This window comes from Ochrobactrum sp. CGA5 (assembly GCF_006345815.1).
In the GTDB taxonomy this organism is placed as follows: domain Bacteria; phylum Pseudomonadota; class Alphaproteobacteria; order Rhizobiales; family Rhizobiaceae; genus Brucella.
This window is the reverse complement of sequence record NZ_VCIG01000007.1, coordinates 76143-90975: the sequence shown is the minus strand read 5'-3', so window position 1 is coordinate 90975 and position 14833 is coordinate 76143. Positions and strand designations below refer to the sequence as shown.

The window sequence follows — 14833 nt, the reverse complement described above, 5'->3', positions numbered from 1 at the left end:
TGCTGCCCGTCCCTCTGAAATTCCAACCATTAGACAGCTTTACGCCGAAGATTGGATATTTCGAGTATGACTGAAGCCTGATCGATAGCACTGTGATGTTCTACCAGATCGAAACTCCAACCGACACGGCTTTCATCGATCTCGCGCTGATAATCCCGGCCTTTTTGGAAGAGGGCCTTGGCGCCATTGGTCAGCCAAGGCTCAGCCAGCGCAAAAAGATCATTCAGCGACGCCAAAGCACGCGCCGTAACCACTTGAGGTACTTCTATTTTCTGCCACGTCGCTTCAATGCGAACGGAATGGACGCGCGCCGGTACATGTAAATGTCCGGCTGCGGTGCGCAAGAACGCTGCCTTTTTCCCTGCACTTTCTACAAGATCGATAGCACCACCGGACCGATCAGCCAGGAAACAGGCCGTCACAATACCTGGAAAACCACCGCCCGAACCGATATCCAGCCAATGTTTGGCGTCACTTGCCAAGGGAAAGAGCTGCGCGCTGTCCAGAATATGACGGGTCCATAGTTCGTTCAAGGTCGAGGGCGATGCGAGATTGATCGCTTTAGACCATTTGCGAAACAGGTCTTCAAAGGCAATCAGACGGTCCGCTGTTTCACGTGAAACAGTGGGAACGATTGCTTTCAGACTCCCAATGCGAGTATCGGCGCTCATGCTGCGCCTTGCCCCTCAGACAACAACGACGCGCTCCGATGGCGATATCCAAACTTCCTGATCTGTGCAATAAGGAGAGCCAATGCAGCAGGCGTCATTCCGTCCACACGCTGCGCTTCGGCAATCGTTTCCGGCTTACGCTGTTTGAGCTTGTGCTTCAACTCATTGGAAAGACCGGATATTCCATCAATGTCCAAGCCTGCTGGAATGAGCAGTTGCTCCTCACGCTCCATCACCGCGATGTCGCTCTTCTGCCGGTCCATATAGACCGCATACTGAGCCTCAATCTCTAGAGCTTCCCGCGTCGCGGGATCGATAGCTACCAGCTCGGGCCAGATCGGCATTAGACGATCCAGATCGATTTCTGGATAGGACAAAAGATCATAGGCCGAACGACGCACACCGTCCTGATTGAGACGTAGATCATAATGGCCGGCCTGATTGGGCGTAATCGTCAGTGATTGCGTCAGCGATCGCGCCTCATCCAACGCCGCCTCACGCGATTCAAACCGTTCCTTGCGTGCTTGCCCCAGTATGCCAAGCTTGTCCGCCAATGGCGTCAGGCGTTGATCGGCATTATCTGCGCGAAGCGACAGCCGGAACTCTGCGCGGGATGTAAACATACGATAAGGCTCACTGACCCCCCGTGATGTCAGATCATCGACCATGACGCCGATATAGGCTTCCGTGCGCTGTATGATGACAGGTTCGCCACCAGATGCGCGCCGTGCCGCATTGATACCCGCAAGCAAGCCTTGCGCACCGGCCTCTTCATAACCGGTCGTGCCGTTGATTTGCCCCGCCAGAAACAGACCCGTAACTTTCCTGGTTTCCAAGCTGCGCTTTAACTCGCGAGGATCAATGAAATCATATTCAATTGCATAACCGGGCTGCAGCATAACAGCCTTTTCAAGACCTGGTATGGTTTTGAATATGTCGCGCTGCACATCTTCAGGGAGCGATGTTGAAATACCGTTCGGATAAACAGTATCGTCATCCAGTCCCTCCGGCTCCAGGAATATCTGGTGACCATCGCGATCCCCAAATTTGACGATCTTGTCTTCAACAGACGGACAGTATCGCGGACCAATCCCCTCGATAGAGCCAGAATACATGGCGGACCGATGCAGGTTGGCTCGAATGATTGCGTGAGTTTCCGGCGTCGTGCGCGTGATACCGCAATCAATCTGGGGTGTGGTTATCCCATCCGTCATGAGAGAGAAAGGTACAGGCTCCTCATCGGCAGACTGCATATCGAGGCTCTGCCAATCAATAGTACGCCCATCCAGCCGCGGCGGCGTGCCTGTCTTGAGACGACCAAGCGCAAAACCAAACGAGGTCAGGCGTTCAGACAGACCAAGCGCCGGCCGTTCACCCATACGGCCAGCCGGGATCTTCTTCTCTCCAATGTGGATCAAGCCATTCAGAAATGTACCGGTCGTCAGAACAACGGCACCGCACGCCAAAATCCGACCGTCAGACAGAACAACTCCCGTGATACGTCCCTCTTCCTCCCGAAGGTCGTATGCGCCACCTTCGATCACAAACAGATCGTTCTGGGCCGCAATCAGCTTCTGCATGGCAAGCCGATAGAGCTTGCGGTCCGCCTGGGTTCGAGGACCACGAACGGCGGGTCCCTTGCGGCGGTTCAACAGGCGAAACTGAATACCGGCTTCGTCGGCGACACGCCCCATCAGGCCGTCAAGTGCATCGATCTCGCGTACAAGATGCCCTTTTCCCAACCCACCAATGGCAGGATTGCAAGACATAACACCAATAGTATCAAAGTGATGCGTTACAAGAGCGGTTCTGGCGCCAGCACGTGCCGCTGCCGAAGCGGCCTCGCATCCCGCGTGGCCGCCGCCGATCACAATGACATCAAAGACTGTAGCTTCGGTCGAACTCATTTGGTTCATCCTGACGCAATTCGAATCCGCTTCTGAAAGATGTGTCTTTGCCACGAATGGGCAGAAAACGGAAGATCAAATCGGCCGGTTGGGTGATCAAATCTGGCGATGGGATGACTCATGAATGACAGAGGGAGTCAATCGCTCCTGCGAGATTCCACAGATGTTTCACGTGAAACAATCCTTAAACTGGATTCCTCCGTGTTTCACGTGAATCATTTCCCAATGCAGAACTGTGAAAAAATAACGTCCAGAATTTCTTCAACATCGACATCCCCGGTAATGCGTCCGAGATACTGGGATGCCAGACGCATGTTCTCCGCACGCAGCTCCAATGGTAGATGTGTACCGTTCACTGCCTTCTCTATCTCGGTGACGGTCGATTGCAGAAGACTGATATGTCTTTGCCGCGTGGGGACAGCATCTTCTATCCGGCCGATCTGAGATTCGGCGAAGCTTTGGAGATCGCTCAGCAGCTCATTCAACCCCTCACCGGTTTTCGTTGAAATGCGCCGCGTCCAGCTATCCGTGGACGCATCCTCAAGATCAGCCTTGGTCCCAATCTTCCACAGCACCGCTGACGTCTCCTCAGGCGCGACAGCAATCGGATCATTCATATCTTCGAGCAGGAGAACCAGATCAGCGTCAGCCATACGTGCACGGGCACGTTCAATCCCGATCCTTTCGACGGAACTATCGGTGTCCCGTAGGCCCGCCGTGTCTATGATGTAAACCGGGATGCCGCCCAGATCGAGTTTGACTTCCAGAAGATCGCGGGTTGTCCCGGCTTCTTCAGAAATGATCGCCACTTCGCGCCCTGCCAGAAAGTTGAGCAGGCTGGATTTACCTGCATTCGGCGCACCGACAATCACGACATGCAACCCGTCGCGTAGCATGGAGGCACGCTTACCGCTCGCTATATGGTCCTTGATCTTACTCTTCAACAGTGTCAGCGATTGCCAGACCTGTTCCGATATTGATCCCGGCACGTCACTTTCATCTGCAAAGTCCAGTTCGGCTTCGATGAATGCGCGCGCACGGAGCAAATGCTGACGCCATTCCGTGTAGAGCTGGCGCTGCGCGCCGGATGCGACTTGTAAAGCAAGTCGCCGCTGTCCTTCTGTCTCGGCTGCGATCAGATCCGCGAGACCCTCCGCTATGGTCAGATCCATCTTACCGTTGGAAAAAGCGCGCCGCGTAAACTCTCCTGCTTCCGCTATCCGACAGCCGGCCAGCTCACCCATTACCGATAAGAGCTTTTCGACAACGGCTTTACCGCCATGCAAATGAAATTCGGCGCAATCCTCGCCTGTAAAGCTGTTGGGTCCGGGGAAGAATAACACCAGTCCCCGGTCGATAGCGTCTCCATTTCGGCTACGGAATAGCTTGTAGGCCGCATATCGCGGCGTCGGTATATGTCCGATTATCGTTTCGAGTACGAACCGAACTTTAGGGCCAGAAATACGCACGACGGCAACACCGGACGGCAGACGCCCGCTGGACAGAGCAAAAATCGTATCTTGAAAGGAAGAGATCTCGCTCATTTCTTTTCCTGACCTATAATCAATAAGGACAAAAACAACCAAACGGATGCTGAAGGAATGGCATATTCATTCATGCCGTGAAAGAAAAGCCCTATGACAGAGTTAGACCGCAATCGCCTTGCCGAAGCACCCAGCGCCTATCTGCGCCAGCATGCCGATAATCCAGTCCACTGGCAGCCCTGGGGCAAAGAAGCATTGGGCGTTGCAAAAAAGCTCGACCGGCCAATTCTGCTATCGGTCGGTTATGCCGCCTGCCACTGGTGCCATGTTATGGCGCATGAGTCGTTCGAGAATCCTGACGTGGCCGCGGTTATGAATGCCTTGTTCGTCAATGTGAAGGTGGATCGCGAAGAACGCCCCGACATAGACCAGATTTATATGGCCGCGCTTGGGGCGATGGGACAACAGGGCGGCTGGCCGCTAACCATGTTTCTGAGACCGGACGGCAAGCCCTTCTGGGGAGGTACCTACTTTCCACCGCACAGGCGCCACAACATGCCGGGCTTTGTCGATGTGCTGCATGCGGTCAACAATCTGTGGCAGAAAGACAAAGAGAAAATTAACCATAACGCACAGGCCGTCTTCGATCATCTGGAAGGTCGTCTGGCAGCGCAGATCGCCCCGGTAACAAATGAAGTTGAGCGATTTGACGAGATCGCCACACGCATCAGCAGCCTGATTGATCGGGTTTGGGGTGGAATAGAAGGAGCGCCAAAATTCCCCAACGCGCCTTTCATGGACAATCTATGGCTCTCCTGGCTCTATGGGCGCAACGAAACCCATCGGGACAATTTCCTCCTGTCGCTCAAGGTTATGCTGCAGGGCGGGATTTATGACCATCTGGGTGGCGGGCTTTGCCGGTACTCTACCGATGCCAACTGGCTGGTGCCGCATTTCGAAAAAATGCTCTATGACAACGCCCAGTTCATTCGCCATGCGACTTACGCTTTCGCCGAGACCGGAAATGATTTGTTTCGTTTGCGAATCGAAGAGACCGTCGATTGGCTGATGCGGGAAATGCGTCTTTCCGATGGAAGTTTTGCTTCCAGTCTCGATGCCGATAGCGAAGGCGAAGAAGGACGGTTTTACGTCTGGAGCGAACAGGAGATTGATAAGGTGCTTGGCGACGATAGCCAAGCCTTCAAGGATTATTACGGCGTCACAACGGGTGGAAACTGGGAAGGGCACAACATCCTGAACCGCCTTCACGCAGTCGATAACGGCACATCCCTGCCCCCAATGATAAAAGCGTCACGACAAAAGCTGCTTGCGCGTCGCGAGTTGCGGACACGCCCCGGACGGGATGAGAAAGCGCTGACTGATTGGAATGGGCTAGCTATCAGGGCATTAGCCGAAGCAGGTCGGAGTTTTGGACGACAGGACTGGATCAATCTTGCGGTCGATGCCTATCGCTCCAAAGTGAGCAGCTTTCGCGACGGCCGGATCGCACATTGCCGCATGGAAAATTCGCTTCTCTACCCTGCCCTTTCAACTGATTATGCATCGATGATCAATGCAGCCATTGCTCTTTATGAAGCAACAAATGGGCAGGCTTTCATTGATGATGCATTAAACTTCAAGAAGGCGCTCGATGACAGTCACCGCGACGGTGCCGGTAATTATCGCCTGTCCGCACTGGATACCGATGATGTCATCCTACACGCCTATGGCGACTATGATGAAGCGATACCGAGTGCGACCAGCCAGATCATTGAAGCACTGACAAGACTGTTTCTCGCAACGGGTAATATCGATCTCTATCAGAGCAATGAGAAGCTGATCGAACAGGCGCTCGGGCGAGCCTTCGCGCAGCAATATGGACAGATTGGAATATTGAATGCGGCTCGCTTTGCAGCCGAACCGCTTTCCCTTGTTGTAGCGACCGAGGACGACGCCGGAGAACTTGTTTCGACAGCGAATCGAAATCCCGATCCGCGACGTGTGGACAAGTTTGTGCGATTTGAGACGGGCAGGACAATAGAACTACCGACCGGAGGAACTGCGGAGCCTGCGCATCCGTCGGCCTGGTTCTGCAAGGGCCATGTGTGCCTGCCACCCGTTGAAAGCGCCGACGCATTACGACTGCTTCTCGGCAAAACTTCCTGAAACAAGAAGCGCCGCAATGGTTTCCCGTGCGGCGCTTCTCAAACGGTTTGAACCGGACAATGTTTAGGTATTCATCGAGTCGAAGAATTCCGAATTGCTCTTGGTCTGCTTGAGCTTGTCGATAAGGAATTCGATCGCATCGGTCGTACCCATCGGTGCGAGGATACGGCGCAGAACGAAGATCTTCTGCAGATCGGCGCGCGGAACCAGCAGGTCTTCCTTGCGGGTGCCGGATTTGAGAATGTCCATGGCCGGGAAGATACGCTTGTCTGCAACCTTGCGGTCGAGCACGATTTCCGAGTTGCCGGTGCCCTTGAATTCTTCAAAGATCACTTCGTCCATACGGCTACCCGTATCGATCAGCGCGGTTGCGATGATGGTAAGCGAACCGCCTTCTTCGATGTTACGCGCAGCACCGAAGAAGCGCTTCGGGCGCTGCAATGCATTGGCGTCCACACCGCCGGTCAGGACCTTGCCGGAAGACGGCACAACCGTGTTGTAGGCGCGGCCGAGACGTGTGATCGAGTCCAGCAGGATCACAACATCGCGACCATGTTCGACAAGGCGCTTAGCCTTTTCGATGACCATTTCGGCCACCTGAACGTGACGTGCAGCCGGTTCATCGAAGGTCGAGGAAATCACTTCCCCCTTCACGGAGCGCTGCATGTCGGTCACTTCTTCCGGACGCTCGTCGATCAGGAGAACGATCAGATAGCATTCTGGATGATTTGCAGTGATCGAATGGGCAATGTTCTGGAGAAGAACAGTCTTACCGGTACGTGGCGGAGCGACGATGAGACCGCGCTGGCCCTTTCCGAGCGGGGCCACCAGATCGATGACGCGCGGCGAAAGATCCTTGGAGGTTGGAACTTCCAGTTCCATCTTGAAGCGCTCGTTCGGGTAGAGCGGCGTCAGATTGTCGAAGTGAACCTTGTGTCGGATTTTTTCCGGGTCTTCAAAATTGATCGTATTAACCTTGAGCAGCGCGAAATAACGCTCGCCTTCCTTGGGGCCGCGGATCGGGCCTTCGACCGTGTCACCGGTCTTGAGAGAAAAACGACGCAGCTGCGAGGGTGAAATATAAATATCGTCAGGGCCGGGCAGATAGTTGGCATCGGCAGAACGCAGGAAGCCAAATCCGTCCTGCAGCACTTCAACGACGCCCTCGCCGATAATTTCGACGTCCTGAGCCGCCAGCTTCTTGAGGATCGCGAACATCAGTTCCTGCTTGCGCATGGCGCTCGCGTTTTCGACCTCAAGCGTTTCGGCGAAAGCCAGCAGCTCCACCGGTGTCTTGTTCTTTAGTTCTTGTAGTTTCATTTCCTGCATGGATGAGGAACTCTTTTTAAAATGTAAGGAGAAAATGCAGTTGTTCGGAAAGGTGGCCACCTGAAGATCGTGACCGGCATCGAAGGCCTGCTGTCTTGAAGGGAAGAGGCTTACTACATACCGATTTGAAGCATGCAGAGCAAGTCTCATGTAGGGATAGCGGAAAATTTCTGCAACAGAAAAATGGCAGAAAACCGGCAATCGGTTTTGATTGTGAACGACGCCGGAGAAACGCCGACCAGAGCCAGATCGATCTAACTACCTGTTTCTAAACAGTTCCAGCAAAGCCACTTCCTACTCTGCTGGAACTGTTTAGTGGAATCAGAACGGTTTAACGATTACCAGTATGACGATCAGAATCATCAGAACCGTCGGCACTTCATTCATGATTCGCCAATGTTTGGCCGAGCGCATGTTGCGGTCTTCAGCGAATAGCCGCGTGGATTTTGCCAGATAGCCGTGCAGACCGGACATCAGCACAACCAGCAGCAGTTTCGCATGCAGCCAGCCGCCCTGGAAACCGAAGACTTCCCAGGCCATCCAAAGACCGGCAATCCAGCTCACGATCATGGCCGGATTGATGATGAAGCGCAGAAGGCGCTTTTCCATAACCTTGAAGGTCTCCGATGTTTCGGAACCGGGCTTTGCGGCACAATGATAGACGAACAGGCGCGGCAGATAGAGCATTCCCGCCATCCAGGCTATGACGGCGATCACGTGCAGCGATTTGATCCAGAGATAGGCATCGGCTGGATTCACGTGAAACAATGCCCAAACGCCGAGCGCCACGACGACCAGCGAAACGACAGTGCGTATGGCAACTGCCGAGCCGCGATTTTCTGGAGCTGTCTGGCTCATGATTTCCCTCCACGAATCCGATCAATCATACGATGTACATTTTCGATCGGTGCCTGTGGTGTAATCCCGTGCCCAAGATTGAAAATCAACGGGCCTTGGCCGAGACGTTCGAGGATAGTGTCCACGCCTTCATCCAGCGCATTGCCGCCTGCTACCACACGCAGCGGATCGAGATTGCCCTGTATCGCGCCTTCTTCTTGGAGCGCAGCGGCAAATGAAAAGGGAACGGACCAATCGAGACCAAGAGCGTCCACTCCAGTCTTTTCGCGATAGCCTGCATAAAGTATCCCTGCCCCTTTCGGGAAGCCGATGATGCGGGCCTCCGGATAAACCGCCCTTACCTTCTGGACGATCCGTGCAACGGGCCGGATACAGAAACGCTCAAAGCAATCCTCATCCAGAACGCCCGACCATGAATCGAAAATCTGGACCGCATCAGCACCGGCATCGAGCTGTTCGATGAGATACTCGGCGGAAACATCGGCAAGATCGTTCAGGAGCTTTTCAAAAGCTTCCGGGAAGCGGTAGGCGAAAAGACGGGCTGGTGCCTGGTCCGGTGTGCCATGACCGGCGATCATATAGGTCGCAACAGTCCAAGGAGCGCCACAGAAGCCGAGCAGCGTGGTTTCGTCGGGCAGCTGCTCCCGCAGCAACCGAACCGTCTCATAGACCGGCTCCAGCCTTTTGGCGACCCCTTCCGTCTCGAGCCAGAAAATCTCGTCTGCATCAATCGGTGTCATCAAGGGCCCCTTGCCTTCTTCAAACCGAAGGTCGCGTCCAAGGGCGTGGGGAATGACAAGAATATCCGAAAAGAGAATGGCTGCATCAAAGCCAAACCGGCGGATTGGTTGAAGCGTCACCTCGACAGCAAGATCGGGCGAATAGCAAAGATCGAGAAAGCTCCCTGCCTTTTTACGCGTCTCGCGATATTCGGGAAGATAGCGTCCGGCTTGGCGCATCATCCAGATGGGAGGTGGAAAGACCGTTTCACCGTCGATCACTCTCAAGACTTTGCGCTTCATCTGATTTCTATCCGCCCTGTTGGTTAGCTGATCCGGCTTTGGTCTGAAGTTATCCAGTCCGGCTCTCATAAAGAAAGGATGATTCAGGAATCTTTTGATTCTTAGAGTCTGTTGGAATCGGGGATTAAGGTCTGCCCCTGTTTTCCCCACAGTTCCGCGTTTGACACTTCATCCTGTGCAATCATTCACCGATAGTCTGATCAAATACAATGAAAACTCAGTTCTTTCTTTTAATATAAAGGGTTACCAATTGACGCAGTTCATGCGCATATGTGGAAAAGCTGGGAATTAAGACGGGATTTCGCGTTTTCATGAGTCTTGTCCACACATGTTGAAGACCGCTCGCCACATGTTCGCCCATTGTGGATGACTTGCCAAGTTTCCCACGGCCTGCCATGGCTTGTGGAAGACGTTCGGCCTTTACGCACAGCCGTCAACAGGAGGGCAACAAAACTGTGACCAGACCGCTTTCCTACTTTCATCTTCATTTGATTTCTGATGCGACGGGAGAGACTCTCTTGGCGGCTGGCCGAGCGGCAGCGGCGCAATATGCCAATGCGCGTGCCATCGAGCATATCTATCCGCTGATCCGCACCGAAAAACAGTTGCGCAAGGTTCTTGAGGGCATCGATGCGGAACCTGGCATCGTGCTCTATACAATAGTCGACCAGAAACTGGCGGCGATCATTGACGAATCCTGCGCCGAAATGGGCGTGCCGAGCGTGTCTGTGTTGGAACCGGTGCTGAATACGTTTCAATCCTATCTAGGCGCACCGGCCCATCGCCGCGCCAGCGCGCAGCATGTCCTCAATGCCGATTATTTCCGGCGGATCGACGCGCTTAATTTCACGATGGAACATGATGACGGGCAACTGCCTTATGATATCGAGGAAGCCGACGTCATTCTTGTCGGTATTTCACGCACTTCCAAGACCCCGACAAGCATCTATCTCGCCAATCGCGGCATCAAGGCCACCAATGTTCCGATTGTGCTGGGGATTCCCCTGCCCGAGGTGCTTTTCACGGCGAAACGGCCGTTGATCGTGGGGCTGGTCGCGACAGCCGAACGGATTTCGCAAATCCGTCAAAACCGGCCACTCGGCAATGTGCCGTCGCTGGATACAGGGCTTTATACGGATCGCGTTTCCATATCGGAAGAACTGGCTTATGCGCGTAATATATGCAACCGGCACGGCTGGCCGATCATTGATGTATCGCGCCGGTCGATTGAGGAAACCGCAGCCGCCATTCTGGCGCTGCTCCGCGCGCATAGCGAAAAGGCATAAACAAGGATTGCAGCCATGACGGACAAACTCGTTCTCGCCTCCAAAAGCCCTTTCCGTTCAGCTTTGTTGAAAAATGCCGGCATAGAGTTTTCAACAGCAAGCGCGGATATCGACGAGCGCGCGGTAGAAGCCCCGCTTTATGAAACGGGCGCCACGCCGGAAGAAGTCGCACAGGTTCTGGCCGAGGCGAAGGCGATCGATGTGAGCGAGAAGAACCCCGGCGCGGTGGTGATCGGCTGCGACCAGACATTGTCGCTCGGCGACGAGATTTTCCACAAGCCCGCAGATATGGAAGCGGCGCGCCGCCAGCTTCTGAAATTTTCTGGCAAGACCCACCAGTTGAACAGTGCTGTCGCGCTGGTGAAGGATGGCAAATCCCTGTGGCGTCACGTTTCGATTGCCCGCATGACCATGCGCGATCTCGATCCGGGCTTTGTCGGGCGTTATCTCGGTCGTGTCGGGGACGTCGCGCTTTCGAGCGTCGGTGCCTATCAGGTTGAAGGAGCGGGCATTCAGCTTTTCGAGAAGATCGAAGGCGATTATTTCACGATTGTCGGTCTGCCGTTGTTACCGCTGCTGGCTGAACTGCGGAAGGAAAAACTGATCGATGGCTAAGAAGGCGTTTGTCACCGGCTTTCCTATCAAGCATTCGCGGTCGCCGCTGATCCATGGTTTCTGGCTCAGGGAACTTGGGATCGATGGTTCTTATGAGGCGATAGAAGTGAAGCCGGAGGATTTCGGCGCTTTTGCTTCGTCGCTTGCCGAAAACGGTTTTGCCGGTGGCAACGTCACCATTCCGCACAAGGAAGCGGCCTATGCTGCCGCGGAAAGTCTGGATGAAGCCGCCAAAGCTATTGGTGCGGTCAATACCCTCTGGCTGGAAAATGGCAGGCTTTGTGGTGGCAATACCGATGCCTACGGCTTTGCGGCCAATCTCGATGCGTCGGCCCCCGACTGGGACGATGCCGACAGTGCGCTTGTCCTGGGTGCGGGTGGTGCAAGCCGGGCAATCGTTCACGCGCTTTTGTCGCGCGGCTTTAAGAAAGTCGCCATCGTCAATCGGACGGTGAGCCGGGCGCAAGATCTCGCGACCCATTTCGGACCGCGTGTCTCGGCACATGGCTGGGATCAGGTGCAAAATCTGGTCTCCGATGCCGGATTGATCGTCAACACAACATCGCTTGGCATGAGCGGGCATGACGAGCACGAAACATTTCCGCTCGATTTCGGCAAGGCGTCGCGAAAGACAGTTGCGACCGATATTGTTTATGTGCCGCTCAAGACGCCATTCCTGAAAAAAGCCGAGGAAGCCGGTCTGGTGACTGTGGATGGGCTTGGCATGTTGCTGCATCAGGCCGTTCCGGGTTTCGAGCGCTGGTTCGGCGAAAGGCCGCAAGTGACGAAAGCGCTGCGTGAGCATATTCTGGCGGATATGGCAAAGGCTGGTGCTCTATGATCGTACTCGGGCTAACCGGTTCCATCGGGATGGGAAAGACAACGGCGGCGAACATGTTCGCCGAAGCCGGTGTTCCGATCTATAGCGCCGACGATGCGGTACATCGGCTTTATTCGGGTCGTGCGGCACCACTGATCGAGGCTGTGTTTCCGGGTACGGTGGAAGACGGCACGGTCAATCGGGAAAAGCTTTCCGCAGCCGTTATCGGAAACCCCGAAGCCTTGAAAAAGCTCGAAGCCATCGTTCATCCGCTTGTGCGTGAGGAAGAAGAGGTTTTTCGCCAGAGTGCGGAAGAAGCTGGCGCGCCTCTGGCGCTGATCGATATTCCACTGCTTTTTGAAACAGGCGGAGACAAGCGCGTGGACAAGATCGTCGTTGTCTCTGCCCCGGCCGAGGTGCAACGCATTCGTGTGCTTGCGCGACCGGGCATGACGGAACAGAAGCTCGATGCCATTCTCGCGCGCCAGACGCCGGATGCGGAAAAGCGCGCAAGAGCCGACTTCATTCTCGATACAAGCGGGAGTTTCGATAATCTACGCCGCCAGATTGCCGACATCATTGCGGAATTGAGTGGAAAGCCGGCGGTCGCCACCGAATAGTGGCCGGCAGCGTGTTATAGTGTGCTCAAAGTATGTCCTGAGAGGTTCTTCAATGCGTGAAATCGTTTTCGATACGGAAACCACCGGTCTGGAAAGGCTTGAGGACCGTGTGATCGAAATCGGCGGCGTGGAACTGATCAACAAGTTCCCCACAGGCCGTACTTTCCATAAATACATCAACCCGCAGGGACGTCAGGTTCACCCAGAGGCGCTCGCGGTGCACGGCATCAGCAATGAACAATTGCTGGACAAGCCGACATTCGCGGAAATTCTGGACGAGTTTCTCGAGTTTTTCGATGGTGCTAAGCTGGTGGCACACAATGCCATGTTCGACCTCGGCTTCATCAACGCTGAACTGGCAAGGCTTGGACAGGCTGAAATCCAGTCGGAACGCATTATCGACACATTGGCGCTTGCTCGCCGCAAGCATCCGATGGGGCCAAATTCGCTCGATGCGCTGTGCAAACGCTATGGCATCGAAAATGGACACCGTACCCTGCACGGCGCATTGCTCGATTCCGAGATTTTGGCTGAAGTCTATATCGAACTGATCGGCGGCAAGCAGACGGCGCTTGGACTTAGCATGGGCGATGTCACAAGCGGCAACAATACCGGGCAGAGCGCTGTGTCAATTGTTCTTGCCTCCCGCCCGAGGCCTATTGCGCCACGGGTTTCCGATGCAGAGCGCGCTGCACACGCGGCGCTTGTCGGTAAGTTGGGGGACAAGGCCATCTGGAAAAAATATCTACCCTGAACGAAAAAAGCCCGGCTCAGCCGGGCTTTTTGCATCATGAAGCAGTCGATCAGCTCTTTACAGCGGACTTGGCCTGTTCTTCGGCCATACGCTGCTGGAACATCTGCGCGAAATCGATCGGGTCGATCATCAGCGGCGGGTAGCCACCGTTGCGCGTCGCGTCAGCAATGATCTGGCGAGCGAACGGGAACAGAAGACGCGGGCATTCGATGAACAGAAGCGGAAGCATGTGCTCCTGCGGGATGCCCTGAATGCGAAACACGCCGCCATAGACGAGTTCGGTGTTGAAGAGGACATCCTTGCCGTCAACGGCCTTGGCTTCCAGCGTCAGCACAACGTCGAAATCCGTTTCGGAAAGCGGATTGGCGTTTACGTTCACGTTGATGTTGATGGACGGTGCCTTTTCGCGCGGACGCAGCGACAGCGGCGCGCCGGGGCTCTCAAAGGAAAGGTCCTTCACATATTGCGCCAGAATGTTGAGGGACGGCTCAGCCGTCGCGCCATTCCCGTTCTTTACTTCGCCCGCGGCCTTATCGCTCATTATGGGTATGCCTTCTATCGATGATTAAAATTTTTGTCCTCTCCGGCGCGAGCTGCATTCAGCTTGCACCGAAAGGTCGGAATGTTTGGCTAGCATGTGCGCGGACATGAGGCAAGAAAGGCTTTTTAGGTTAGTATTTGCGCATTCAATGATCTTTGCGGTCGTCTTTCCATGGCGAGTTTTCATTCGGCCTTGTGGTGTAATCCTCGGGATCGAGATCGATGATATGGTCCTGACGCGGATTTGAACCTGGGCGCTGGTGTCCATAACTGTCCGAATAGCGCGTGGTCGTAGCGACGACCATGCGACCGCGCATGAATTTCTCCCACATGAAATCGCGAATGAACGGAATGAACAGCAAAATGCCGATAGCGCTGCTCACAAAGCCGGGCACAATCAGCAGGATCGCCGCCAAAACCAGCATGGCGCCATGCACCATTTCGCGATCCGGTACGCGACCAGCCGCGGCTTCGGTGCGAATGCGCTGCAAAAGCCCGATGCCCTGAACACGCAGCAGAAAGAAACCCAGCATTGCGCTCAGAATAATAAGACCCAAAGTCGCGAAAACGCCGATCTTGCTGCCGATGATGACGAAACCGGCAATTTCGATGAAGGGCATCGCCAGCATGATGAGTGGGGCGAGAGAGGAGGACACGTAAATTACGACCTTTGTTGTTTGGCTTCACTTTTTCAGTTTAGCCGGAATTGTAACTTTTTCAGGTTCGGAACGAAATTGAAACTGTCTGTCATGCAATATCAA

Annotated in this window: 14 protein-coding genes; 6 read left to right on the top strand and 8 right to left on the bottom strand. The window is 54.6% G+C overall.

What is annotated here, in order from left to right; translation table 11 throughout:
• Nucleotides 1-29: 29 nt before the first annotated feature.
• The 3 genes from rsmG to mnmE form a co-directional block, all read right to left on the bottom strand.
• Entirely contained in the window at nt 30-671 is a 642-nt protein-coding gene (gene rsmG / locus FJQ48_RS08415; RefSeq protein ID WP_139974733.1) for a 16S rRNA (guanine(527)-N(7))-methyltransferase RsmG, read from the bottom strand.
• Complete coding sequence (gene mnmG / locus FJQ48_RS08410; protein ID WP_139974732.1) at nt 668-2578, bottom strand: tRNA uridine-5-carboxymethylaminomethyl(34) synthesis enzyme MnmG; 1911 nt, start codon at nt 2576-2578, stop codon at nt 668-670. Before mnmG ends, rsmG begins: the two co-directional genes overlap by 4 nt.
• 215 nt (nt 2579-2793) lie before the next feature.
• On the bottom strand, nt 2794-4122 hold the full coding sequence (gene mnmE / locus FJQ48_RS08405; protein ID WP_139974731.1) for a tRNA uridine-5-carboxymethylaminomethyl(34) synthesis GTPase MnmE: 1329 nt from the start codon (nt 4120-4122) through the stop codon (nt 2794-2796).
• A 93-nt stretch (nt 4123-4215) separates the two neighbouring features.
• On the opposite strand from mnmE, the gene FJQ48_RS08400 reads away from it, so the two are divergent.
• A complete protein-coding gene (locus tag FJQ48_RS08400) occupies nt 4216-6228 on the top strand; it encodes a thioredoxin domain-containing protein (protein ID WP_139974730.1) in 2013 nt (670 codons plus the stop codon).
• 63 nt (nt 6229-6291) lie between these two features.
• On the opposite strand, the gene rho is transcribed toward FJQ48_RS08400, so the two are convergent.
• The 3 genes from rho to hemE all read right to left on the bottom strand — a co-directional run bounded on the left by rho (nt 6292) and on the right by hemE (nt 9437).
• A complete protein-coding gene (rho, locus tag FJQ48_RS08395) occupies nt 6292-7557 on the bottom strand; it encodes a transcription termination factor Rho (RefSeq protein ID WP_109987171.1) in 1266 nt (421 codons plus the stop codon).
• 321 nt (nt 7558-7878) lie between these two features.
• Nucleotides 7879-8415 (bottom strand): protoporphyrinogen oxidase HemJ, encoded by a 537-nt coding sequence (gene hemJ / locus FJQ48_RS08390; RefSeq protein WP_139974729.1) that lies wholly within the window; start codon nt 8413-8415, stop codon nt 7879-7881.
• Entirely contained in the window at nt 8412-9437 is a 1026-nt protein-coding gene (hemE, locus tag FJQ48_RS08385) for a uroporphyrinogen decarboxylase (protein WP_139974728.1), read from the bottom strand. Before hemE ends, hemJ begins: the two co-directional genes overlap by 4 nt.
• A gap of 455 nt (nt 9438-9892) precedes the next feature.
• Between hemE and FJQ48_RS08375 the strand changes: the two genes are divergently transcribed.
• The 5 genes from FJQ48_RS08375 to dnaQ are packed head-to-tail and all read left to right on the top strand — an operon-like array spanning nt 9893 to nt 13532.
• A complete protein-coding gene (locus FJQ48_RS08375; RefSeq protein ID WP_109986999.1) occupies nt 9893-10723 on the top strand; it encodes a pyruvate, water dikinase regulatory protein in 831 nt (276 codons plus the stop codon).
• Nucleotides 10724-10738: 15 nt separating this feature from the next.
• Nucleotides 10739-11338 (top strand): Maf-like protein, encoded by a 600-nt coding sequence (locus FJQ48_RS08370; RefSeq protein WP_139974727.1) that lies wholly within the window; start codon nt 10739-10741, stop codon nt 11336-11338.
• Entirely contained in the window at nt 11331-12179 is an 849-nt protein-coding gene (locus FJQ48_RS08365) for a shikimate dehydrogenase (protein ID WP_139974726.1), read from the top strand. Before FJQ48_RS08370 ends, FJQ48_RS08365 begins: the two co-directional genes overlap by 8 nt.
• Entirely contained in the window at nt 12176-12778 is a 603-nt protein-coding gene (coaE, locus tag FJQ48_RS08360) for a dephospho-CoA kinase (protein ID WP_139974725.1), read from the top strand. Before FJQ48_RS08365 ends, coaE begins: the two co-directional genes overlap by 4 nt.
• Nucleotides 12779-12830: 52 nt before the next feature.
• Entirely contained in the window at nt 12831-13532 is a 702-nt protein-coding gene (gene dnaQ, locus FJQ48_RS08355; protein WP_139974724.1) for a DNA polymerase III subunit epsilon, read from the top strand.
• A gap of 49 nt (nt 13533-13581) precedes the next feature.
• Here dnaQ and secB read toward each other — a convergent pair whose 3' ends face one another.
• A complete protein-coding gene (gene secB / locus FJQ48_RS08350) occupies nt 13582-14073 on the bottom strand; it encodes a protein-export chaperone SecB (protein ID WP_010657658.1) in 492 nt (163 codons plus the stop codon).
• Nucleotides 14074-14218: 145 nt separating this feature from the next.
• Nucleotides 14219-14728, bottom strand: a complete 510-nt coding sequence (locus FJQ48_RS08345; RefSeq protein ID WP_139974723.1) for an FxsA family protein — start codon at nt 14726-14728, stop codon at nt 14219-14221.
• Nucleotides 14729-14833 lie beyond the last annotated feature (105 nt).